This window comes from Afipia clevelandensis ATCC 49720 (assembly GCF_000336555.1).
GTDB classification, from domain to species: domain Bacteria; phylum Pseudomonadota; class Alphaproteobacteria; order Rhizobiales; family Xanthobacteraceae; genus Afipia; species Afipia clevelandensis.
Window position 1 is genome coordinate 2,256,008 of the sequence record NZ_KB375281.1, and the last position, 22,165, is coordinate 2,278,172.

Genomic DNA, 22,165 nt, shown 5'->3' on the forward strand with positions numbered 1-22,165 from the left:
CTGCCGCAGGCCTTCTTGCGAGACCATGGCCCCATCAAGCGGGCGTGGCAGAGCAAACCCGCCGGCGTCCGCGCAACGAAGCTCTGGAATTTCAACTGGCGGGAGAAAGCCGCGAAGCCGCGATGATCTTCGTGGCTCAGCTATTCATTTGAGTAACGAACTTGGTGTTCAGATAGGCCTCCATGGCTTCCGTCCCGCCTTCGGAGCCGTATCCGGAGTCCTTGATGCCACCGAACGGGGTTTCAGGCAGCGCAAGACCATGATGGTTTATCGACATCATTCCGCTTTCGACGCCTGTGCTGACGGCGCCAATGACAGAGGCCGATTTGGTATAGGCATAAGCAGCCAGGCCAAAAGGAAGACGATTCGCTTCCACAATGGCTTCATCGAGTTCTGAGAAGACGCTGACGGGTGCAACCGGACCAAACGGCTCTTCATTCATGATGCGCGCGTTCAGCGGGACGTCCGTGAGCACGGTCGGTTCAAAGAAGAATCCCTCGTTTCCTATCCGCTTGCCACCGGCCCTGATGCGGCCGCCGCACGATGTGGCGTCGGCGATCAGCGCCTCCATTGCCTCGATACGGCGATGATTGGCCAACGGACCCATCTGACTCGCGGCGTCGAGACCGTTGCCAACCACCAGATTCTTTGCAGCCGATGTGAAGTGGTCGACAAATTCCTCGTAGACACTCTTGTGCACGATAAAACGCGTAGGCGAGACGCAAACCTGACCCGCGTTCCTGAACTTCGCCGCGGACAACAGTTTGGCGGACTGCGCAACGTCAGCATCACCGAACACCAGCGCCGGCGCATGCCCTCCCAGTTCCATCGTCACGCGCTTCATATGGGATCCCGCCAGAGCGGCGAGTTGCTTGCCGACTTGGGTCGAGCCTGTGAATGAAATCTTGCGAATGACGGGGTGAGCGATCAGATACGAAGACACTTCGGCTGGCACGCCGAAGACGAGGGTGAGCACGCCGGGCGGCAGACCAGCATCGGCATAGGCCTGAACCAGAGCGGCACAGCTGGCCGGCGTTTCCTCAGGTCCCTTGAGAATCACGGAGCAGCCGGCGGCGATCGCAGCCGAGATTTTGCGAACAGCCTGATTGATCGGGAAATTCCACGGCGTGAACGCCGCCACCGGACCGACCGGCTCCTTGATCACGACTTGCTGCACTGCTCCGGAACGCGAAGGAATGGCGCGGCCGTAGGATCGGCGAGCTTCCTCGGCAAACCAGTCGATGATGTCCGCACCCAGCAGCACCTCCAGCTTCGCTTCCGCCAGGGGCTTTCCCTGCTCGAGGGTGAGAATGCGAGCGATTTCGCCGGCCCGCTCCCGCAATTTTTCGGCAGCCGACCGCATCAGCTTGTAGCGGTCGAACGCGGACGTCTTGCGCCATATGCCGAAGCCGCGCGATGCGGACTCCAGCGCGCGGTCAAGGTCGTCGACGGAAGCGTGTGGAACGCGCCCAATCGCAAGCCCGGTTGCCGGATTCAGCACGGCGCCCGACTTGCCGTGCGATCCCTCGCACCAGGTCGCGTCGATGAACATTTTGATATCCGGATAGGCCTGTTCCTGATTCATGGCGATGTCCAACGGCGCTTGATGAGAATTGGGTCTGGAAGGACTAGACGGCTAGGCCAGCTGTTTCGGCATATTTCTTCAAGTCATGCTTCCGGATCTTGCCGTTTGGCGCGACCGGAAGTTGCGGCATCACGATGATCTGCTGAGGCTTCTTGTATCGCGCAAGCTGTTCCTCGATAAGCGTGAACAGGTCGTCGGTTTCTATGCAGCTTCCAGGAACAGGCTCAACAAAGGCGATGATCTCCTCGTTGCCTTCAACCGACCGCCCGACGACCGCAGAGTTGAGAACCGTCGGATGCGTATTAAGCACCGCCTCGATCTCGGGCGGATAAACGTTGAACCCGGAACGGATGATCAATTCTTTCGATCGCCCCTGCATAATCATTTCGCCGCGCGCGTTGCGGCTGACGATGTCTCCGGTCTTCAAGTAACCGTGCTCATCGATAGCATCCGCGGTCAGTTCCGGCTGACCGTAGTAGCCAAGCATCACATTCGGCCCTCGCACGAGAAGCTCGCCAGGCAAGCCGTCCTCGACCTCGTTGCCGTCCGCTCCGACAATCTTGATCTCGACTCCGGAAATGGGCGGCCCGATATTGATTTCGTCGCTTCCCTTTGCATATTGGGTCCGGCTGATCGTGGGTGACGTCTCCGTGAGACCGTAACCGTTGTGAAGAACGACCCCAAACACGCGTTCGACGTTTTGGCGCAACGAAAGGTCGAGCGGAGCCGTGCCGGTATAAACATATCGAAGCGTGTTCGGTGTGAGCCGAAGCCCGGCCTGGTCAACGTGAGCGACAATACGCGCCAGCAACGCGGGAACGGCGGTAAATATCGTGAGCGTCTTGCTCAAGATGGCTTCGATAGCCTGCGTGAGCGAGAATCTCGGCATGATCTTCAGATGCGCGCCTGCGAACAGCATGCCCTGCATGAGCGTCAGTCCATACGAATGGGAAATCGGCATCACGCACAGCGAGACATCGTCCGGATGAATTGTATCGGTCCTTTTCCCCCGGCAAGCGACAAACGCCAGACTACGATGACTGAGCATCACCCCCTTTGGGCGGCCGGTTGTGCCCGTCGTGTAAATAACAACGGCGACCTGCCGGGAGGGATCCTGGTGCGTCCGCTCCGCAACCGAGTCCGCATCGAGCTCTCCGACTTTCACCTTCCCTATGCCGGTGAACGACTCGATGTCCGCATTCCGGCGACAAGCATGAGCATCAGCATCGGATGAAACGGCATGGGTATAGAACACACGCCGTGGCCGACAGTCACGCTCTATCAAATTCAGCTCGTTCTGGCTGAGACGTGCATTGGTGATGACCGCCCAGGCGTCGAGCCGGCTCGACGCATAAAGCAAGACGATTGCAGCAATCGAATTTTCACACACGATCATGACCCGATCGCCCGGACGAACACCGAGCCGGCTCATTTCAAGGGCGACCAGTTCAACGACGTCTATCAAGCGGCGATAAGACCAATCGACACCGCGCTCGTCGGTAAACGCAATCCGAGAGGCGTCCCCCTTGGCGCCCTCATCGAGTATCCCGTGAATGCGGGCGGGCAAATTCGATATCAGATCCATATTGTCAGCCTGTTTCTTGGCCGCTGCTAAGTCAGAGCCGCATCCGCATCGCGTCATCGCTACGCGGACACGGCTGCGGCTCAAGTCTGCAGCTCCATATTGGTACTACCAATTTGGTCTTCTCGATCGCGCGATGTCAAGCGGTATTTCTTGGACCGCGTCTGTCCGCCGGTCCGTCTCCCCGGCGTCCTAGAGGCAAGAGCTCTCGGCGGCTATTCCGCCGCCTCCCGAACGTAACGGTGGGTCGGCGTTCGCATCGTCACCAGTTCCTCGGCAGAGGTGGGATGCAGCGCCATCGTGGCATCAAAGTCGGCCTTGGTTGCTTTCATCTTGATCGCGATGGCGACAGCCTGAACGATCTCGGCAGCTTCCGGACCAACGATGTGGCAGCCGAGGACACGGTCGGATGTTTGGTCGACGATCAATTTCATCAGAACGCGGCCTTGGCTGCCTGACAGCGTGGCCTTGATCGGCCTGAAATCGGCCTTGTAAATATCCACATGCGTGAACTGCGCCCTCGCCTCGGCTTCAGTCAGCCCGATCGTTCCGACCTGAGGCTGCGAGAACACCGCCGTTGATATCTCGGTATAGTCAACGCGCACAGGCCGCTTGCCAAACACAGTATCGGCGAAGGCATGTCCTTCGCGAATTGCGACCGGCGTCAGATTGACCCGGTGGGTGACGTCGCCCACCGCATAAATGTGCGGCACGCTGGTTTGCGAAAAACCGTCGACGGCGATGCCGCCGTTGGCCGGATTGAGCGCCACGCCCGCCTTTTCAAGCCTAAGGCCCTTGACGTTGGGATGACGGCCAATGGCAAACAGCACCTGGTCAGCGGCGATCGTTCTTTCCCCGGACAGATGCGCGGTAAAGCCCTCGCCGCGCTTCTCGACCTTGTTCACCGTGCAGCCCGTGAGAACGGAAATGCCCGCCGCTTCGATCTCTCCGCGGACATGCGCGCGAACATCCTCATCGAATCCCCGCAGGATGTTATCGCCGCGATAGACGAGCGTCACGTCGGCGCCGAGACCTGCGAAGATGCTGGCGCACTCCAACGCGATATAGCCACCGCCCTGGATTACGATGCGCTTCGGGAATGCAGGCAAGTGGAAAATATCATCCGACGAGATGACATGCTCGATGCCGGGAATCGCCGCGCCGTGATTGGGCGCGCTTCCGGTGGCGATCAGAATGTATTTCGCGCGCACCGTTTCGCCGGTGGACAGCCGAAGCGTGTGCGCATCCTCGAACACCGCACGTGCCTTAACGACACTCGCACCGGCCTTCGCGGCATTGCCGGTGTAGGCCGCTTCGAGCCGGGCAATTTCTCTGTCCTTGTTGGCGACCAGCGTCGGCCAGTCGAATGTCGCGGATGGAATGTTCCACCCGAAACCCGCGGCGTCTTTGATTTCCTCGTGGACGTGCGAAGCATAGGCAAACAGTTTTTTCGGCACGCAACCGCGAATCACGCAAGTGCCGCCCATGCGATACTCTTCGGCAAGCATGACCTTGGCGCCATGATTGGCTGCGATCCGCGCGGCGCGAACGCCGCCCGAACCGCCGCCGATGACAAACAGATCGACGACGTAGTCAGTCATGGCGGTTTGGGGCTTGCTGGTTTGCCCGATGGGCTCCAAAGATTTCAAATTTATCAACCTGATAGCAAGGAACTATACGCGGACGGGCATTTTTTCTGGATCCCGGCAGTTTAGGTCCTACCAATCCGGTATACCAATCTTACATGCCCGGTGAAGAGGAATCAAGCGACCGCCGTGCGGGGCCGCAATTTGGTTTGTGGATTCGGGGCGCCCGATCCGGGCCCGGCGCGCAAAGCACCTGTCATGTCATCGCCACTCGAAATAGAGTGAATATCACTTAGATTCGTGACTATTGGAGGGGCCGGCATGAAAAGGCTTGACGTACCAGTCCCCTCCCGGGCGCAGAAAGAGCAGACGCAGATGACCGAGCGAAACCGAACCGACAAGCCTGAGGCTCCCTCGAACGCCATTGGAAAAATCCTTTCGTTTATCCGTGAGCGCCGCTATCAACCCTCCGAGCGCCTGCCGTCCGAACGAGACTTCGCGGAGAAATTCGAAACAAGCCGGGGCGCCGTCCGTGAGGCGCTGGCCGCTCTGGAGGTCATGCGCGTCATCGAGAGACGGCCCAACTCGGGCATCTATTTGCGAAACTCGGATGAAAGCAGCATCGAAGCTCTGGTCCTTCACGCCGAGTCCGGCCTTCCATTCCAGGCCAACGAGATCGCCGATGTCTTCGAGGTACGGCGTATGCTCGAAGTACAGGCCGCTCGGCTGGCCTGCACCCGCAGGACGCCTGACAATATCCGCGATCTGCGCGCGATTTTAACCGCCACCGAGAAGCGTCTTGCGAAGAAGCAGACGATCGAGCTGGAAGACGAGGCATTTCACCTAGCGATCTTCGCTGCCACCAAGAATGATATCCTGCTTCGCGTTGTAAAATCATTCTACGAACTGTCCCGGCAGCGCCGCCGCGTTTATTTTTCCGATCACAACCGCGGTCGCCGCTCTTATGAGGATCATTGCGAAATCCTTGAGGCCATCGAGGGACGGCGCGTCGGCCAGGCCGAACAGAAAATGAATGAGCACCTGTCTCAAACAATCGAAACCTGGCAGACGCTGCTGGGAGAGCCGAAGATACCTGTAAGACGATAGGCTTTCTCCGCAAGCCCGCGCCGCTCAAGCGGCCCACGCCGGTTCGGGGCGCCAGCGCGCACCGAACCATGCTCTGCAGACAGATGCCGCCTACCCCTTCAGCGCGCCTGCCGTAAGTCCCGCGACGAAATAGCGGTAGCAGAACGTAAAGATTACAAAGAGCGGCAACGCAATGAGGGACGCACCGGCGAGGATTTCGCCCCAACGCAAATCCTGCGCTCCGAGCATCGACGCAAGGGCGACTGGAAGCGTCTTGTTTTGGTCGCTCATGATGAGGATGAGAGCGAAGACATAGTCGGCCCAGGACAGCAGGAACGAAAAGATTCCGACCGTGATCAGACCCGGCGCGGAAAGCGGCAGGACAACCTTGATGAATGCGCTGAATTGCGAACAGCCATCCACCATTGCGGCTTCTTCCAGGTCAAATGGCATCGACTTGAAGAAACCCCACAAAAGCCAAACGCCCAACGGAAGCGAGATTGCGAGATGAGCGACCAGCAAGCCCCACAGGCTGTCGGAAAGACCCGCCATGCGGAACAACGCTGACATCGGAATCGCGAGCATCAATGGCGGGAACATGTAGGCGAACAACATCGAGGCGACCAATGTTGTTTTGCCGCGAAACCTCAACCGCGTCGCGCCATAGGCGATAAACGCCGAAAGCGTCGTGGAGACGATAATCGTCGCCATCGCCATCAGGGTGCTGTTGAGAAAATTGGCCGTATAGTTCGTGAGTTCCAGCAGCGACCTGTACGACGACAGATCCGGCGGCCAGAACACCAGCGATGTGTCGAGAAACAACCGTTGCGGTGCCCGGAGACTGGATATGATCATCCAGTAAATCGGGAAAAACGAATAGACGCAGATTAAAATGACAGCTGAGTAGAGTGCGATGGGGCCGGCAAGTTTCTTGATCGGCTCGCTCGCCCAGCCGAACGATTTCTGCCCGGATACAGGCGATGATATCTCCGTCGGCAAAGGCTCAGACCTGGATGAATGGCGAAGGAATGGCTTCTGCCGCGGATCGGAAACAGCCGCAACGACGGAAGGATGTGAATATTTCTGCGTCACTGTCATCGCCCCTGCTTTGCTTCGTCGATCGGAAAGAATCTGAGATAGATCAGAATGATGGACGCCAGAAGAAGAAACGAGATCGTTGCAACCGCCGCTCCGCCCCCTAGATCGAACTCCAGGAACGCGCGTCGATAGGCCAAGATCGGAAGCGTCTCGGTCTGGTTCAGCGGCCCTCCCTTGGTCAGCAGCCAGATCACGTCGAACTTGTTGAACATCCAGATGCCTCTCAGCAGAATGACCACAATCAACACAGATCGGAGGCCCGGCAACGTAATGTGCCAGAACTGTTTCAGGGCTCCGGCTCCATCGACCCGCGCGGCTTCATAAAGCTGAGCCGGAATTGTCTGTAGACCGGCAAGCACGCATGTCACCACGAACGGTGTCCATATCCAGACACTGACGAGAACAACCGTTCCCTTCGCAGTTGCGGAGTTTGCGCCCCAGTCGAACATGCTGGATCCGAACGACGCGAGGACACTCTTGATCAGCCCATAGTTTGGATCAAGCATCCATTGCGCGATGAGACACGCAACAACTGTCGGCAAGAAATACGGAACTATCGACAACGCCCGGACAATCGTCTGCCCGACGAACTGACGATTCAGAACGAGCGCAATAGACACACCGAGCACGACTTGCGAAATAATCGCAAAAATGGAAATCACCAATCCATTCATGAGCGCGGCCCAGAAGCTCGGGTTCTTAATCGCGGCTAGGTAATTATCGAGCCCGACCCACCGCGGCGGAGCGATAAACGACTCCGCCGCGTAGAATGAGAGCTTGATGGAATACAGGAGTGGCCCGCCGACAACGGCGCCGAGTATCAAAACACCCCCGACGAACAAGCCAATAATTCGCCAATCCTGCCTCATGAAGAACCTACTTTCCCGTCAACAACTTCAGCCGATCGCCCGGATGCGATCAGCGGCCGTTTTCACACAGTCGGCCGACGACATGTTCTTGAGCACCTTGTTTTGCAGCATTTCCGGCATGATGTTCGCGTCAAACACCTTGCAAGGCCGCAGGTCGATCGACGGCCCGATCAGGTCAACCGATGAAAGCCTGACCTTGCTGTCCGGGTCGATGAACGACTTCATCTGCATCATCGTTGCCCAATGCTTCTGAATCATCGGGTGCTTCTTCCAGCGAGGGTCTTCATAGACATCCAGGCGCACAGGCTGGAAGTTCATCCAGGCGGAATGCAACCAGTCGATATAATGCTCGTCGATGAACCATTTGAGGAACTTCATTGTTTCCTCACTCTGCTTGGTCTTGAACGCGACGAAGCCATCGAAGGCGAAGGGCAGCGCGGACTGTTTGCCACCGCTATCCGGCGCAGCGAAAATTCCGTACTTGTCTGCAAGTTCCGGATTTCGTGCCTCGAGCGCTTCGACCACTCGTCCCGAGTAAAGCGTATGCGCGACCTTCCCGGTAACGAAGAGACTCATAAGCTCCGCGTAACCCACCGTGTTCAATCCGGGAGGCATTGTCTTGTAGAGCTCGCCGAAAAGATCGAGGAAGCGGCCTGCGCGGCCGGCGTTCTCCGGCGCATCCAGAACAACGTTCCACTTGTCGTCGTAGAACTGCGGAGCTTCCGCAAACAGATTGCCAAAACTTGCCCAGTTGGTAGCGCTGTCGCTCGCCAGAGGAATAACGCAACCGCCGCGTTCGATATTTCCGTCTTTTGAAACGGTCAGCGCCCGGCAGTTTTCGAGATACTCTGCCCAGGTGGTCGGGACTTTGAGACCCTTCTCGGCATAGAGATCCTTTCGATAGTAGCACGTCACCAGGTTGTAATCGTAGGGATAGAACCAGTTCTCACCCTGGTACGTCCACGCACCCATCTTGCCCCACGAATGCTGCTTTACAAGCTCCGTCATCGGAAGAAGATGACCACCACGGGCGTACTGAAGAATATGAGCGATATAACCTTGGGTAGAAAGGTCATAAGGCGTGCCCGCATTGATCGCCGCCATGGTCTTCGCATAGGCACCGCTGATCGGCGTCGAATCGACAATGATCTTGACGCCGAACTTGCTCTCGTACGCACTGCAAGCATTTCGCAGGACAGTCTGGCTATCGGCCGCGGTCTCATTGTTCAGAAATCTGAGCGTTACCTTTGCCTGCGCATTGACGTAGGGAGCTGCAAAAGAGCTTGCCGCCCCCGCCATCACGGCGGCCGATGTCTTCAGGAAGCTTCGCCGGTTAAAGCCGGAAGACTTACCCTTGGACTTCCATTCGCTTGGGTTGTACTTGGTCATAATTCTCCCTCCCTTTGTTAATTTCATTTATCGATTTTGATTGTCTCAATGTTTTTCCGCTGTCTCGCGAGAACAAGTGAAGCTGCTGCGCCGGCAGAGCAACGGGAATCCTGTCGCCGGCCGCGAGCACATCGTCGCGCGCGAACACCGCACGAAACTTCTGACCGAATATCGTTCCGAGAACATATGTTTGCGCACCGATTTGCTCGACCAGGCTGACGACCATATCGATGCCGGATGCTGAATCAGCGCGCGTAATGTGTTCCGGCCGAATGCCGAACGTGACGTTCTTTTCAATCTCGACAAACTCGCCGTCCGGAAGTTCGAGCACCGTTTCGCCCGCGCGGACCTTCATTCCAGCACTGTCGCGGATCAGTTCACCCTCGGCCAGATTCATTTCGGGCGAGCCGATAAATGCTGCCACGAAAGCGTTGACAGGCCGGTCGTAGAGATCGAGCGGGCTACCGACCTGCTGGATCAAGCCGTCCCGCATGATGACGATCCGATCACCGAGCGTCATGGCTTCGACCTGGTCGTGCGTCACGAAGATCATCGTGGCGCCAAGCCTCGCATGCAGCGTCGCGATCTCCTCGCGAGTCTTCACGCGCAACTTTGCGTCAAGGTTGGAAAGAGGCTCGTCCAGCAAAAAAACGTCGGGGTCGCGAACGAGCGCGCGACCGAGCGCGACGCGCTGCATCTGACCGCCCGACAACTGTCGCGGCTTCCGCTCGAGCAACGGCTCCAAACCAAGACTCGACGCCGCGCTTCGCACACGACGATCGATCTCGTCCTTCGACTCGCCCCGGACACGCAGGCCGAACGCCATGTTGTCGTAGACGGTCTTCTGCGGATAAAGCGCGTAGTTCTGGAACACCATCGCGATGTTGCGATCTTTTGGCGGCAACGCGGTTACATCCCGCCCGCCGATCAGAATCTTGCCGGACGTCACATCGTCAAGACCGGCAAGCATGCGCAGCGTCGTCGACTTCCCGCAGCCGGACGGCCCGACAAAAACAATCAGTTCGCCGTCGGCAATATCCAATGAGAAATCCTGAACGGCCCAAGGGCCTCGATCTCCGCCAAAGGATTTCGACACATTCTGGAGAGTGACTCGCGCCATACAGCAAACCTCACTTCGCGTTGCCTCTAGTTATTATCGTTATGCGGGAACCAACCACATAACCGGCATCCAAATTGGACAGACCATTTTGGTCTTCCATACGTCCGCCCCTATCGGCTGTCAAGCAATCTCCCCGTTCAGCATCAGCAAAATCCAGATCGTTCAGCAAAAACTTGCGCCGGAGTCGGCAGCCCGGATCGGACTTCACAGACCAGCCTCAATTTTGTTTGGTTTGACCAATTTGGTCAATCCAATTATAGATCGAAGAAACATGCGATCTCTCGAGAGCAGATTTCGCCGCATAAACTGACAAGGAAATGTCATGGCTGGACCTCTGGTTGGTTACCGAGTGCTCGATCTTTCAAGAATTCTTGCCGGACCATGGTTGGGCCAGTTGCTTTCCGATCTCGGCGCGGAGGTCTGGAAGATCGAACGTCCCGGCACCGGCGACGACACGCGGCAATGGGGTCCTCCGTTCCTGAAGGACGGAGACTCCAACGACACAACCGAAAGCGCCTATTTTCTCAGCGCTAACCGCGGCAAGCATTCGATCTGCGTCGATATCGCAACCGAGGAAGGCAGCGAAATCGTACGCTCGCTGGCGCAGCAAGCCGACATCGTGATTGAGAATTACAAGGTCGGCGACATGCGTCGGTACGGACTGGACTACGAGTCCCTCCGGAAACTGAAGCAAGATATCATTTATTGCTCCATCACCGGCTACGGTCAGACCGGCCCGATGAAGGACGTCGCAGGATACGACATGGCCATCCAGGCAACCGGCGGACTGATGAGCATTACCGGTGAGAGCGACGACAAACCGGGTGGAGGCCCTCAGAAGGTTGGCGTTCCGATCGTCGACATTCTGACCGGCATGTACAGCGCGACGGGTGTCCTTTCCGCGCTGCTGCATCGCGAACGCACCGGCGAAGGCCAACACATCGACATGGCTCTGCTCGATGTTCAGGTGTCCGTGCTTGCCAATCAGAACATGAATTATCTTACGACGGGGCGTCCGCCCAAGCGCTACGGGAACGCGCATCCGAACATCGTCCCCTATCAGGTATTCAAGACAAAAGACGGTTCATTCGTGCTCGCGGTCGGAAACGACCAGCAGTTCAGAAAATTTTGCGCGACGGCGGGATTTGCGGAACTGGCCGCCGATACCCGTTTTGCCACGAACACCGACCGGCTTCATAATCGTGATCAACTCATCCCGCTTCTCGATGTCCATCTGGCCAAGCAGACGACGCATCACTGGGTATCGTTGCTGGAACCGGTCGGCGTTCCTTGCGCGCCGATCAACACGCTGGATCAGGTGTTTGCTCATCCGCAAGTGATCCATCGGGAGTTGCAGATCAATCTTCCGCATCCTTCCGGCGCCATTACGCCTCTCGTCGGCAACCCGATCAAGTTCTCGAAAACGAAGATCGAATATTCGAAGAGCCCGCCGCTTCGAGGTGAAGACACCGAACAAGTTCTCAAAACCGTGCTAAAGTTTGATCAGGCGAAAATTCAGAGGCTCAGCGACCGCCGGATCGTCGATACTGGAACGCATCCGCAGCATTCCAAATCCGGGCTGCCCGAATAATCCGGGTGCATTGTTGGCAACCACGGACGTCGCGCCGATACGCCAGGCCGAATATCTGGCAGCGGAGAGCCTCACTAGTGACCGAGGGCCCAGACCGTCTTTTCAAAGGCCGATCTTTCTTGTGGCGACATACTCGCCTTCCAATGCTGCAACCCTTTCGCCGACCAGAAAAAAACGGCACAGGCTGCCGCAACAAGCATGACCGTAAACACACGAGTGATCACCGAAGCACCTCTCTGTTGACGCCAGAGTCGCTACTCTTATAATTGGACATACCAAAATGGTAATCCAAACTGACTTAAAAACAATGGCAAAATTCGTCGCTGCAATCGCAAACGACTGACGCTACGCACTTCATGCCAGATCAGCCGCACCTGCCAGCCGCGCGCGTTCCCAGGGGGATTCGAAAATGAAACTATCCGGATATGATTACATCATCGTCGGCGCGGGATCCGCAGGATGCGTGCTGGCTTCGCGACTGAGCGAAGATCCAAATGTCAACGTCCTCCTGATCGAGGCCGGAGCCCCCTCCGCGTCCATCTTCGTCCACATGCCCGCTGGCATTCGGGTGCTCTATACGAGTCCGAAGTATAACTGGCAGTTCTGGACGGAGCCTCAGGCCAATCTCAACAATCGAAAGATCTACATTCCGCGTGGACGGGTTGTGGGCGGCTCGTCCTCCATCAACTCCATGATTGCAATCCGAGGTAATGCCTGGGACTACGACTCGTGGGCCGCGCAGGGCCTACCGTCATGGAGTTACGAGAACCTGCGCCCATATCTTAGAAAAATCGAGGACGCGACTTTAGTCACCGGGGAGAGAGATCAGGATCGAGGCTACTCTGGCCCTATCCGGCTGTCCTACGGCACTCTGCAACATCCCATTTCGAAAGCATTCATTGAAAGCGCGGTGTCGGCCGGCTTGCCGGAAAACAACGGCTTCAACGGTCCGTCCCAAGTCGGCGCGGGCTTCTACGAACTCACCATCGCGGAAGGAAAGCGATCCGGAGCCTTCAAGTATCTTGATCGAGCGAAGGGACGGCGCAATCTCACTCTTATGGCCAACTGCAGAGTTCGCCGGATCGCCATGGAGGGAACGCGCGCGCGGGGCGTCGTGATCGAAAAGGGAGGACGCGAGGTCACCATCCCGGCGGAGCGCGAGGTATTGCTGACATCCGGAGCCATCGGCTCACCACAGCTATTGATGTTGTCGGGCATCGGTCCGGCGGATCACCTGCAGTCGCTCGGCATCAAGCCTGTTCTTGATTCCGCCGGCGTCGGAGACAACCTGCAGGACCATCTCGACTGCGCGATCCGCATGGAGGCATCTCAGCCGGTGACGCTGACGCCTTATCTCGGCTTGATCAAGGGCGGCCTCGCAGGGGCGCAATATATTCTTCGTGGTACAGGCCCCGCAACGTCCCAGGGCGTCGAGGCCGGCGCCTTCTGGGGACCCGACCAGGGTTCATCGCTGCCGGAGTGGCAAGCTCATCTGATCGTCGCGCTCCGGAATCCCCCACCCAACGAACGCATCGCTCATGGTTTCGCGATTCGCGTTTGCCAGCTTCGGCCCAAGAGCCGTGGAACCCTGCGATTGCGGTCGGCCAATCCATCCGACACTCCAGCTATCGATCCTCGTTTTCTTTCTGACGAGTCGGATTTCGTCAGCATGCAGGAAGGGGTCAGGCAACTGTGCGGAATCATCGATCAGCCGGGTCTGAAAAAATTCGTCAAACGAAAAATCGACATCGATGCGTTTACCAGTGTCGATTCCCGAAAAAAATGGATTCGCGCGCGCGCCGAAACGATCTACCATCCTGTTGGCACTTGTCGCATGGGCGAAGACAGCAACGCTGTTGTCGATGGCCAATTGCGAGTCAGGGGAATCGACAACCTGAGAGTCATCGATGGTTCAATCATGCCGACTGTGATCAGCGGAAATACCAATCTGCCGATCATGGCCATGGCCGAGAAAGCTGCCGAGTTGATTGCAGGTAACAACAAGACGAGCCAATTTCAGGCGCACAACAGCAAAGCCCGGTCCGCCTGACTCCCGCTATCCGGCCCTAACATTTTGGAATGCAGAGCACACGGCTTGGCGCTCGCATCGCGAGGATGAATCATGACTGAGCGGCTAGAGCCGTATCGTGTAAAAGCTTACAACACCGCCAAGCTGTCGGAAAATAAGATGCACGACGACTCCGTGGCCCTGAAATATGGCTTCAAGGGCGGATTGGTGCCCGGCGTCGATGTGCTCGCCTACATGATCCACGTTCCCGTTGCGAAATGGGGCCGGGCATTTCTCGAACGAGGATTGATCGAAGCGCGCTTCGCCAAGCCCGTCTATGACGGCGAGATGGTGCTGGTTCAGGCCGAGGAGTCCGGCGAAGTGATGGCCCTGACTGTCGGAAGCGGTGAAATAGCAGCAACCGGAACAGCCTTACTTGCCGCCAAAGCGCCGTCATTTTCGCTCGCCGATTATCCCGACACCGCGCCTGTTGAGACGCGAACGCCAATCGACGCAGAATCCTATCGGCTCGGTAAGTGGCTCGGCACCGCCCCAAGATCTTGGCAAGGTGAGGTAGGCGCGGAGTATCGCGCCGAGGTGCGAGACGCTGAACCAATTTATGCGCGCGAAGGTCTCGTCCATCCAGGCGTGCTACAACGGATCATGAACAGGGTCCTTATGGAAAATGCTCTCCTTGGACCATGGATTCATGTCGGCAGCCGCATGCAGATGTTGTCAGCCGTGGCGGACAGCGACAACTTGGCCGCCCGCGCATGCGTAACAGCTAATTACGAGAAGAAGGGTCATTTGCTTGTGGAATTAGACGCACTTATCGTGGCCAACCAACGCATTCCTGTCGCCCATTGCCAACATACGGCAATTTATCAGCCCCGCGCAGAGGCCTTATGAGGTGCCATGCCAACCTCAAATCCCCAAAATGGGTGAATCGCCCACTGTTGACTGCCTGAATGATGTCTGCGGGCACCTTAACTGCTCTATTTTTCTGCCATCTCCAGTTCACGAACGACATAGAGATTTTCGATTTCCAGGGCATACTTCTTCTGAACGTTGGCGCGGCGAACTTTCATCGTCGCGGTCACTTCGTCATCGTCGTGATCCAGCTCTTTCGTCAGAAGATGGAATTTACGAATTTGCGAAACCTGCGCAAGCTGACCATTCGCCGTATCGATCTCTGACTGAATCAACTCACGGAGGCTTTCGTTCTCGGTGAGATTCCTGAAGTTGGTATAGGCGATGCCCTTCTCTTCCGCCCACTTGCCGGCGAGGTCGTAATCGATCTGGATCAACGCTGAGACATACTTGCGCGCCTCACCGATGACGATGCATTCCTTGATAAAAGGGCTGGCCTTGACGGTATTCTCGATTTCCGACGGACTGAGATTCTTCCCGCCAGCCGTGATCATGATGTCCTTCAGGCGATCCACAATGCGGAAGTGGCCATCCTTGAACTCCGCGACGTCGCCGGTATGCAGCCAGCCATCGCGGATTGCGACATTGGTGGCTTCGTCGTTTCGATAGTAACCGACAAAAACCGTATCGCCGCGCAACAGCAGTTCGTTGGAATCTCCCAGCCGCGCATCCATTAAGGCGATGCCATAACCGACCGTCCCCACCCGCCGATCCGTCAGCACTTGCCCCAGCGCAATCCCGGAGCTTTCCGTAAGACCATAAACTTCGATCAGCGGCACACCGATGGTGCGGAAGAAGTGCACGATAGCCGGCGAAATCGGCGCCGCACCCGTCATGGCAATGCGGGTTTTGCGCAACCCGATAAAATTCTGCAGCGCCCGAAAAATCAGCCAGTAAGACAGACCGAACCTGATCATCTCCGACAACGTCCTGTCCGCTGCGTTCTTCTCCGCAAACGGCTCGCACGCAGCATAAGCGTACTCGAACAGCGCCCGGCGAATGCTTCCGGCTTCCAGCAATTTGATATGGATGGACGAATGCAATTTTTCCCAGATACGTGGCACCCCGAGGAACATGCTTGGTGCGACTTCCCGCAGGTCTTCCTGCACAGTGCGGATCGACTCGCCGAAATTAACCAGCGAACCGAGATAGACCGGCACCATCACCGTCGTCATCTGTTCAGCGACATGACATAGCGGCAGATAAGACAGCAGGCTCTCGTCTTTCGACAGACTGAGACGATCCACCGAGGCGATCGCCTGCGCGCGGATGTTCTTGTAGCTCAGCATCGCGCCCTTCGGCTTCCCGGTCGAACCGGACGTGTAGATAATAAGCCCGATCTGCGCCAACGTCTGCCTGTCGATCGTTGTGTCAACGAGCCCCGCATACTTTGTCTCGAAGGCAGCGCCCAGCGCTTCCAGCGCGTCGAACGACATCACCTGATCCGGCGGATAGTCCCGGATACCCTTGGTTTCCACGACAATGATCCGCTGCAGCTTCGGCAACTCGTCGCGGCGTTCGAGAACCTTGTCGACCTGTTCCTGATCCTCGCAGACGATGACTTCGGATTCGGAGTGCGCCAGAACGTAGGCCACTTCATTCGACGGACTCGTCGGATAAACGCCGACTACGATCCCATCGACGATGTTCGCGCCAAGCTGGGCCAGCACCCACTCGATCCGGTTTTCGGACAAAATGGCGACATGTCCCCCTTTGTTGAGTCCAAGCGCGCGAAACCCAAGACCCACATGGCAGGCGCGCTGATAGTAACGCTGCCAGGTCGAAGGATTCCAGATGCCGAATTCCTTCTGGCGGATCGCCACGTCTTCCGGCGCCCGGCGTGCATTATCGCGCAGCATTTGCGGCAGCGTGAACTCTGGAAATGTCTCGCTCATGCAATCCTCACACAGCCTCAGGACAGCCAGCGCTTACGGCGCTTGTAATGCTTGATCCCGCGAAAGCTCTTTGTCTCGGCATTTGCCGCACCCACGCCGAGATAGAACTCGCGAACGTCCTGGTCGCGGATCAGCTGTTCCGTTGGCCCGTCGGTCACGATCTTTCCGGATTCCATGATGTAGCCGTAGGTGGAGACGGCAAACGCCACCGCGGCGTTCTGTTCGACCAGAAGCATCGAAACTCCCTGCTCCCGGCTGATGCGCGCGATGATGGTGAAAATTTCCTCCACCAGTTTTGGCGATAGTCCGAGCGACGGCTCATCCAGCAACATCAATTCCGGCTGCGCGATCAACGCGCGGCCGATGGCCAGCATCTGCTGCTCGCCGCCGGAGAGATAGCCGGCGCGGCCGGTGCGCCGCTCGAACAGCCGGGGGAAATAGGTATAGACAAGATCGAACGGCGTCTTCGCTCCGCTGCGGCCGGACATTGCGTAGGTCGCAGCAGTCAGATTTTCTTCAACCGTCAGATCCTCAAAAATCCGTCGCCCTTCCATCACATGGAAGAGTCCGCCCCGCACCAGTTGATGCGGAGCGAGACGCGATACGGAACTGCCCTTGAACAGGATTTCACCTGTTGTGACCTTGCCATCTTCCAGTTCGAGTAGATTGGAAATGGCCTTCAGCGTGGTCGACTTACCTGCTCCATTGGAGCCCAGCAATGCGACCACCGCTCCCTTGTCGACTTTCAACGACAGGCCGCGAAGCACCTGGACCGTCTTGTTATAGACGACCTCGATATTATTGACTGAGAGAAGGTCATTCTTCAGCGAAATCGCTGCTTGTTGATACTGCGCTTGCTGCATTTCAGCAAAGAGATTTTCTGCGAGCATGCTCGTCACTTCGCGATCTTGATCCAGTCGGAGACCGGCTTCATGGTCTTGTTCGCGCCGTCATACTGATAGACACGGCCGACGGGCACCGTGTTGCCTGGGATCGAGATCGGCACGCCGATGATGCCGCCGGTATCGAAGTTCTTGATGGAGTTCAGCGCCGCTTTCATGTTCGCTGCCGTAAGGTCCTTCTTGGCATCGAGCGTGCGCTTTACAGCCTCGATCATCAACATCGCGGTCAGAAAGCCCTGCGTATAGTACGTCGGCTGATATTCCCGGTGCAGCTGCCGGATCTTGTCCAGCATCGGTGAAGATCCCTCTGTATCAAAATAGTATCGATATGGCATCACGCCCATGTAGCCGTCAGCGACTTGAGCCGAATTCGCCCAAATCCCATTATCCATCGACCAGAATGTGCCCATGAACTTGCTCTTGAGGCCCAGCTGCTTCATCTGCGCCATGAATTCCGGCAGTGGTGCAAGAACGTAGCCGTGGAAGATGGTGTAATCCGGATCGGCACGACGCAGCTTGAGTACTTCGGTGGAGACGTCGATGCTGGTTGGCGGCGTCGCGATCTTTGCGACGATCTTCAATCCCAAATCACCCGCACGCTTTTCGGTTGCTGTAACCGGATCGCGGCCGAACTCGGTGTCCGAGTTGACCAGAGCGATCCTCGCGCCCGGCTGGGTCTTGGCGATGTATTCCAGCAGAATGCCGATCATTTGCGAATAATCGGGTCCAGGAATGAATTGAAAAGGAAATTCTTTCGGATCGTTCAGCTCGGTCGCGAAGGACGTTCCAGCCATAAGAATATTGCCGCGCCGGTTCAGTTCGGCATTGACGGTTTTTGCGAAGCCCGTGGAATCTCCGTAATAGAGGCTTATCTTCTCGCTGGCGGTGATCCGGTTAAATGCTGCAATGGATTTATCAACTGCGTAAGAGGTATCCTCGGGTATATATCTGATCTTACGACCATCGATTCCACCGGCGTCGTTGATGATCTTTACATAATCCTGGAATCCTACGTTGAGAGGAATACCAGCAAATCCAAATACGCCCGTCATCGGCATCGACGCGCCTATTACAATATCATCAGCGGCCCACGCCTGCATATTGATTCCAAATGCCAGGCAACCTGCTGCTGCGTAGGATAGAATTTTTCGACGCCTCGGAATGTGTTTCATTACTGTGTCTCCCTGTGTGTTATTTCTTGAATGGCCATAAATGAAAGAAACGTCGGACGCGGCGCCAGATTTCGGCGAGGCCCTGCGGCTCGAACAGCAGAAAACCGATGATCAGCAAGCCGAAAACGATTGTCCGGATCGGCGACAGTTGCGCCACCGCATTCGGAATGAACGTCATGTAGGACACCGCAATCTTGAGAATCTCCGGCACCATGGTCATGAAGATCGCGCCAAGGATCGCGCCGAGGATCGTGCCCATGCCGCCAACGATGACGGCGGCGAGGAAGAAGACCGAATAGATCAGCGGAAAGCTCTCCGGCGTCACGACGCGGAAGAAATACGCCCACATGCCGCCCGCGACGCCGGCGTAGAACGACGACAGTGCGAACGAGAGCAGCTTGTATCTCAAGAGCGGAATGCCGAGCACTTCGGCGGAAATATCGCGATCGCGGATTGCGATAAAGGCGCGGCCGATCCGGGTCCGGAACAGGTTGGCCGCGGCGAATACGGCGAGCGCCGTCAACGGTATGAACAGCCAATAAAGCTGGAACGGACGCGCCAGATCGTAACCGAACAGCCGCGCAGGTGGCATGCTCAGCCCTTGCGTACCGCCAAGGAATGCAGGGCCATTGGCAAATATGAAGTGCAGTATGAAGGATGCGGCAATGGTCGCGATGGCGAGATAAAGGCCCTTCACGCGCAAACTCGGCACGCCGACAACAAGACCGACGGCGGCGGAAACAAATCCCGCGACAACGAGATTAATGAAGAACGGCGTACCGATCCGGATTTCCAGAATAGCGACAGTGTATGCGCCGACGGACATGAAGGCCGCTTGGCCCAGGCTGACGAGGCCGGTATAGCCGGTGAGAATGTTCAGGCCGGTCGTGCTGACAATGTGGATCGCCACCAGACAGGCGAGATAAATCCAGTACTGATCCACGAAGAATGGAAACAGCACCAGCGCCGCGAGCAGCGCGACCATCATTAGACGCTGCACGTTGGTATCGAGCAGCGATTCCGCCTGGGCGTAAGTTTCGTGTACCGCGCCGATCCGCATCAGAGTCGCTCAATTTCAACTGTGCCGAACAACCCGTAAGGACGGATCATCAAGGCAACCACCAGAATGCTGAAAGTGACGAGCAGCTTGTATTCGCCGCCCATGTAGGTTCCGACCAGCGCTTCAACGACACCAATCGCGAGGCCAGCGACAAGCGCACCAGCGATCGAATCCAGACCGCCTACAATGACAGCGACCAGCACCGAGAGGCCAAACACGCCCATGTTTGGTGAGATGCCGCCGATCGAGCCAATAAGAATACCCGACCCGGCTGCCGCCATCCCTGCGACAATCCACGACACCGAGAACACCGCTGGAACGTTGATGCCGCAGGAGAGCGCCGCGCCTTGATCCGTTGCCGTCGCGCGGAGCGCAACGCCACCTCGCCATGTCCGGAAGACCAAAAGAAATACAGCGATCAGGATAGAAGCAATCGCAAAACACACGGCGATCTTCGGCGAGACATAAGCATCGCCGATGAAGATCGGCTTGGATGGCAGGAAACTGGGCAGCGTCCTCGGATCGCCACCCCAGATGAACTCGACAAAACCGATTAGCACCGAGCTCAGACCGACCGTAACCATGAACACCGAAATCGGGCTCTCGCCGAGCATCGGACGGATCAGGACGCGCTCGAAGACGCCGCCAAGAATGCCCCCACCCACCAATGTCAGGATAACAGCGAGCCAAATCGGGAGCATCAGGGAAATCGTTAGACCGAAGAAAAAGTAAGCACCGAGCATCAGCATTTCGCCGACGGCGAGATTGATCACCTTCGTCGCCTTGTAGATCAACACGAAGGCAATGCCGGTCAGCGCAAGCAATGCGCCCGACCCCAATCCCGACAGCACCACCTCGAAGAGAAACAGCCAATCCATCACGCTGCCCTCTCGCCTGCGATCCGACGCGACAGATCGCCGACGTCCCCCGAACCGAGATAGGCCGCAATCACGTTCGGGTTGTTCTGGATTTCTGCGGGCTTTCCGGCCGCGATCACCTGCCCGAAATTCAGCACGACGACATGGTCGGAAATGTCCATCACCAGACCCATGTCGTGTTCGACCATCAGAATGGTGACGCCCCACTCCTCCTTCACATCGAGGATGAAGCGCGCCATGTCTTCAGTCTCTTCGCGGTTCATGCCCGCCACCGGCTCATCGAGCATCAGCAGGCGTGGCTGCATCGCCAACGCACGGGCCAACTCGACCCGCTTGCGCAGACCATAGGAGAGCGACGCGACCGGCTGGTCACGAATATGTTCCATCTCAAGAAAATTGAGAACCCGTTGCTCGATCTCGGACCGCAGCGCAAGCTCCTCGCGCCGCGCGCGGCCGAAGTACCACAACGCATCGAGCACGTTGGTCTGCATGTGCGCATGACGGCCGAGCTTGATATTGTCCAGCACGGTCATGCCGCGAAACAGCGCAATATTCTGGAATGTGCGAGCGAGTCCGATCTTGGCGCGTGCAGGTGGGTGCAGCTTGCTGATGTCCTCGCCGGCAAACTCGATCGCACCCGCCGAGGGGCGATAAAAACCGGAAATGCAGTTGAACAGCGACGTCTTGCCGGCGCCGTTCGGGCCGATCACCGCCGTGATCGATCCCGGAGCAACCGAGAACGAAACATTGGTCAACGCCTTCAAACCGCCAAATGACAACGACAGACCGTTGACGTTCAAGTCAACGGAATATGATTCCGCTTCTCCGGACAACTACCCCTCCGTTAAATTTGGCGCTTTGCACGCTCTTAGGACTTATTGTTTTCGACGCTATCTCCGCATGATCCAAACGAATTTCATTTGGATGCTCCAACAAGTTCTTGGGCGAATTGCATCTATGGAGTTAACCGCTCTTATTCATCGAATCTTTCTCCTGCATTTCATCTCCGAAAAGCACGAGATGTCGCAAAGAACGTCTGAAAGATTCTGGTGAGTATCTGCATATCGGCGCAAACCGTCAGTTGACATGCAGATTCAGCAACGCTGTTCGAATGTCGTCGCTTGTGAGTTGCCAGTCATTTCCCAGGTTCGCAACGATCTCTTTCATGAATCCATTAGCGAGAGAGAGTGCCTTCTGCGAATCGCCAAGATACTCACTAAGAATCGCTAGAGACAGTTGCATCGGCGCATCGCCTTCGTAACCCCACTCGAAGAAGCCGCCATCATACGTTTTAATCTGGAGAGCCCGATCCAACGGTCGCCCATCGACAGTCACTTCCACGCCGTTAATCGTTCTCGAACCTTCAAACGTACTCATGCCCTTGCCCTTGTGGTTTCTTCCCCGCGAGCGAATA

18 protein-coding genes are annotated in these 22,165 nt (G+C 57.0%); 4 read left to right on the plus strand and 14 right to left on the minus strand.

Annotation, left to right across the window (positions count from 1 at the left end; genetic code table 11):
• Positions 1-136: 136 nt before the first annotated feature.
• The 3 genes from HMPREF9696_RS10780 to gor all read right to left on the minus strand — a co-directional run bounded on the left by HMPREF9696_RS10780 (position 137) and on the right by gor (position 4,768).
• A complete protein-coding gene (locus tag HMPREF9696_RS10780; protein WP_002713033.1) occupies positions 137-1,585 on the minus strand; it encodes an NAD-dependent succinate-semialdehyde dehydrogenase in 1,449 nt (482 codons plus the stop codon).
• A gap of 43 nt (positions 1,586-1,628) precedes the next feature.
• On the minus strand, positions 1,629-3,254 hold the full coding sequence (locus HMPREF9696_RS10785) for a class I adenylate-forming enzyme family protein (RefSeq protein ID WP_245259222.1): 1,626 nt from the start codon (positions 3,252-3,254) through the stop codon (positions 1,629-1,631).
• A 128-nt stretch (positions 3,255-3,382) separates the two neighbouring features.
• Complete coding sequence (gene gor / locus HMPREF9696_RS10790) at positions 3,383-4,768, minus strand: glutathione-disulfide reductase (protein ID WP_002713035.1); 1,386 nt, start codon at positions 4,766-4,768, stop codon at positions 3,383-3,385.
• Between the two features lie 360 nt (positions 4,769-5,128).
• Between gor and HMPREF9696_RS10795 the strand changes: the two genes are divergently transcribed.
• Positions 5,129-5,860 (plus strand): FadR/GntR family transcriptional regulator, encoded by a 732-nt coding sequence (locus HMPREF9696_RS10795; RefSeq protein WP_009737314.1) that lies wholly within the window; start codon positions 5,129-5,131, stop codon positions 5,858-5,860.
• Between the two features lie 90 nt (positions 5,861-5,950).
• Here HMPREF9696_RS10795 and HMPREF9696_RS10800 read toward each other — a convergent pair whose 3' ends face one another.
• Genes HMPREF9696_RS10800 through HMPREF9696_RS10815 form a run of 4 tightly spaced genes read right to left on the minus strand, consistent with a single transcriptional unit; the run spans position 5,951 to position 10,315 of the window.
• Positions 5,951-6,937 (minus strand): carbohydrate ABC transporter permease, encoded by a 987-nt coding sequence (locus HMPREF9696_RS10800; RefSeq protein WP_002713037.1) that lies wholly within the window; start codon positions 6,935-6,937, stop codon positions 5,951-5,953.
• Entirely contained in the window at positions 6,934-7,806 is an 873-nt protein-coding gene (locus tag HMPREF9696_RS10805; protein WP_002713038.1) for a carbohydrate ABC transporter permease, read from the minus strand. The genes HMPREF9696_RS10800 and HMPREF9696_RS10805 overlap by 4 nt, the downstream gene beginning before the upstream one ends.
• 27 nt (positions 7,807-7,833) lie before the next feature.
• Positions 7,834-9,195 carry an extracellular solute-binding protein gene (locus HMPREF9696_RS10810; protein WP_002713039.1) on the minus strand — a complete coding sequence of 454 codons (1,362 nt, stop codon included), beginning with the start codon at positions 9,193-9,195 and terminating at the stop codon, positions 7,834-7,836.
• A complete protein-coding gene (locus HMPREF9696_RS10815; protein WP_002713040.1) occupies positions 9,155-10,315 on the minus strand; it encodes an ABC transporter ATP-binding protein in 1,161 nt (386 codons plus the stop codon). Before HMPREF9696_RS10815 ends, HMPREF9696_RS10810 begins: the two co-directional genes overlap by 41 nt.
• A gap of 322 nt (positions 10,316-10,637) precedes the next feature.
• Between HMPREF9696_RS10815 and HMPREF9696_RS10820 the strand changes: the two genes are divergently transcribed.
• The 3 genes from HMPREF9696_RS10820 to HMPREF9696_RS10830 all read left to right on the plus strand — a co-directional run bounded on the left by HMPREF9696_RS10820 (position 10,638) and on the right by HMPREF9696_RS10830 (position 14,823).
• Positions 10,638-11,906, plus strand: coding sequence for a CaiB/BaiF CoA transferase family protein (locus HMPREF9696_RS10820; protein WP_002713041.1), 1,269 nt, complete (start codon positions 10,638-10,640; stop codon positions 11,904-11,906).
• A gap of 409 nt (positions 11,907-12,315) precedes the next feature.
• Positions 12,316-13,956: a GMC family oxidoreductase gene (locus HMPREF9696_RS10825; RefSeq protein WP_002713042.1), complete on the plus strand. Its 1,641-nt coding sequence runs from the start codon at positions 12,316-12,318 to the stop codon at positions 13,954-13,956.
• 72 nt (positions 13,957-14,028) lie between these two features.
• Entirely contained in the window at positions 14,029-14,823 is a 795-nt protein-coding gene (locus tag HMPREF9696_RS10830; protein WP_002713043.1) for a hypothetical protein, read from the plus strand.
• An 86-nt stretch (positions 14,824-14,909) separates the two neighbouring features.
• Here the strand turns inward: HMPREF9696_RS10830 and HMPREF9696_RS10835 are convergent, their stop codons facing one another.
• The 7 genes from HMPREF9696_RS10835 to HMPREF9696_RS10865 all read right to left on the minus strand — a co-directional run bounded on the left by HMPREF9696_RS10835 (position 14,910) and on the right by HMPREF9696_RS10865 (position 22,128).
• A complete protein-coding gene (locus tag HMPREF9696_RS10835; RefSeq protein WP_002713044.1) occupies positions 14,910-16,739 on the minus strand; it encodes an AMP-dependent synthetase/ligase in 1,830 nt (609 codons plus the stop codon).
• A 17-nt stretch (positions 16,740-16,756) separates the two neighbouring features.
• Positions 16,757-17,629 (minus strand): ABC transporter ATP-binding protein, encoded by an 873-nt coding sequence (locus tag HMPREF9696_RS10840; protein WP_002713045.1) that lies wholly within the window; start codon positions 17,627-17,629, stop codon positions 16,757-16,759.
• A 5-nt stretch (positions 17,630-17,634) separates the two neighbouring features.
• Complete coding sequence (locus HMPREF9696_RS10845; protein WP_002713046.1) at positions 17,635-18,813, minus strand: ABC transporter substrate-binding protein; 1,179 nt, start codon at positions 18,811-18,813, stop codon at positions 17,635-17,637.
• A gap of 19 nt (positions 18,814-18,832) precedes the next feature.
• Entirely contained in the window at positions 18,833-19,873 is a 1,041-nt protein-coding gene (locus HMPREF9696_RS10850; RefSeq protein ID WP_002713047.1) for a branched-chain amino acid ABC transporter permease, read from the minus strand.
• Positions 19,873-20,751 (minus strand): branched-chain amino acid ABC transporter permease, encoded by an 879-nt coding sequence (locus tag HMPREF9696_RS10855; RefSeq protein ID WP_002713048.1) that lies wholly within the window; start codon positions 20,749-20,751, stop codon positions 19,873-19,875. The genes HMPREF9696_RS10850 and HMPREF9696_RS10855 overlap by 1 nt, the downstream gene beginning before the upstream one ends.
• Positions 20,751-21,551 (minus strand): ABC transporter ATP-binding protein, encoded by an 801-nt coding sequence (locus HMPREF9696_RS10860; RefSeq protein ID WP_009737320.1) that lies wholly within the window; start codon positions 21,549-21,551, stop codon positions 20,751-20,753. The genes HMPREF9696_RS10855 and HMPREF9696_RS10860 overlap by 1 nt, the downstream gene beginning before the upstream one ends.
• A gap of 277 nt (positions 21,552-21,828) precedes the next feature.
• Complete coding sequence (locus HMPREF9696_RS10865; protein ID WP_002713050.1) at positions 21,829-22,128, minus strand: DUF6166 domain-containing protein; 300 nt, start codon at positions 22,126-22,128, stop codon at positions 21,829-21,831.
• Between the last annotated feature and the right edge of the window lie 37 nt (positions 22,129-22,165).

Bases quoted from the DNA above. Each gene is read 5' to 3' on its own strand.
- HMPREF9696_RS10780 (WP_002713033.1), bottom strand. From the start codon at position 1,585: ATGAATCAGGAACAGGCCTATCCGGATATCAAAATGTTCATCGACGCG.
- gor (WP_002713035.1), bottom strand. From the start codon at position 4,768: ATGACTGACTACGTCGTCGATCTGTTTGTCATCGGCGGCGGTTCGGGC.
- HMPREF9696_RS10795 (WP_009737314.1), top strand. From the start codon at position 5,129: ATGACCGAGCGAAACCGAACCGACAAGCCTGAGGCTCCCTCGAACGCC.
- HMPREF9696_RS10800 (WP_002713037.1), bottom strand. From the start codon at position 6,937: ATGACAGTGACGCAGAAATATTCACATCCTTCCGTCGTTGCGGCTGTT.
- HMPREF9696_RS10805 (WP_002713038.1), bottom strand. From the start codon at position 7,806: ATGAGGCAGGATTGGCGAATTATTGGCTTGTTCGTCGGGGGTGTTTTG.
- HMPREF9696_RS10810 (WP_002713039.1), bottom strand. From the start codon at position 9,195: ATGACCAAGTACAACCCAAGCGAATGGAAGTCCAAGGGTAAGTCTTCC.
- HMPREF9696_RS10815 (WP_002713040.1), bottom strand. From the start codon at position 10,315: ATGGCGCGAGTCACTCTCCAGAATGTGTCGAAATCCTTTGGCGGAGAT.
- HMPREF9696_RS10820 (WP_002713041.1), top strand. From the start codon at position 10,638: ATGGCTGGACCTCTGGTTGGTTACCGAGTGCTCGATCTTTCAAGAATT.
- HMPREF9696_RS10825 (WP_002713042.1), top strand. From the start codon at position 12,316: ATGAAACTATCCGGATATGATTACATCATCGTCGGCGCGGGATCCGCA.
- HMPREF9696_RS10830 (WP_002713043.1), top strand. From the start codon at position 14,029: ATGACTGAGCGGCTAGAGCCGTATCGTGTAAAAGCTTACAACACCGCC.
- HMPREF9696_RS10835 (WP_002713044.1), bottom strand. From the start codon at position 16,739: ATGAGCGAGACATTTCCAGAGTTCACGCTGCCGCAAATGCTGCGCGAT.
- HMPREF9696_RS10840 (WP_002713045.1), bottom strand. From the start codon at position 17,629: ATGCTCGCAGAAAATCTCTTTGCTGAAATGCAGCAAGCGCAGTATCAA.
- HMPREF9696_RS10845 (WP_002713046.1), bottom strand. From the start codon at position 18,813: ATGAAACACATTCCGAGGCGTCGAAAAATTCTATCCTACGCAGCAGCA.
- HMPREF9696_RS10850 (WP_002713047.1), bottom strand. From the start codon at position 19,873: ATGCGGATCGGCGCGGTACACGAAACTTACGCCCAGGCGGAATCGCTG.
- HMPREF9696_RS10855 (WP_002713048.1), bottom strand. From the start codon at position 20,751: ATGGATTGGCTGTTTCTCTTCGAGGTGGTGCTGTCGGGATTGGGGTCG.
- HMPREF9696_RS10865 (WP_002713050.1), bottom strand. From the start codon at position 22,128: ATGAGTACGTTTGAAGGTTCGAGAACGATTAACGGCGTGGAAGTGACT.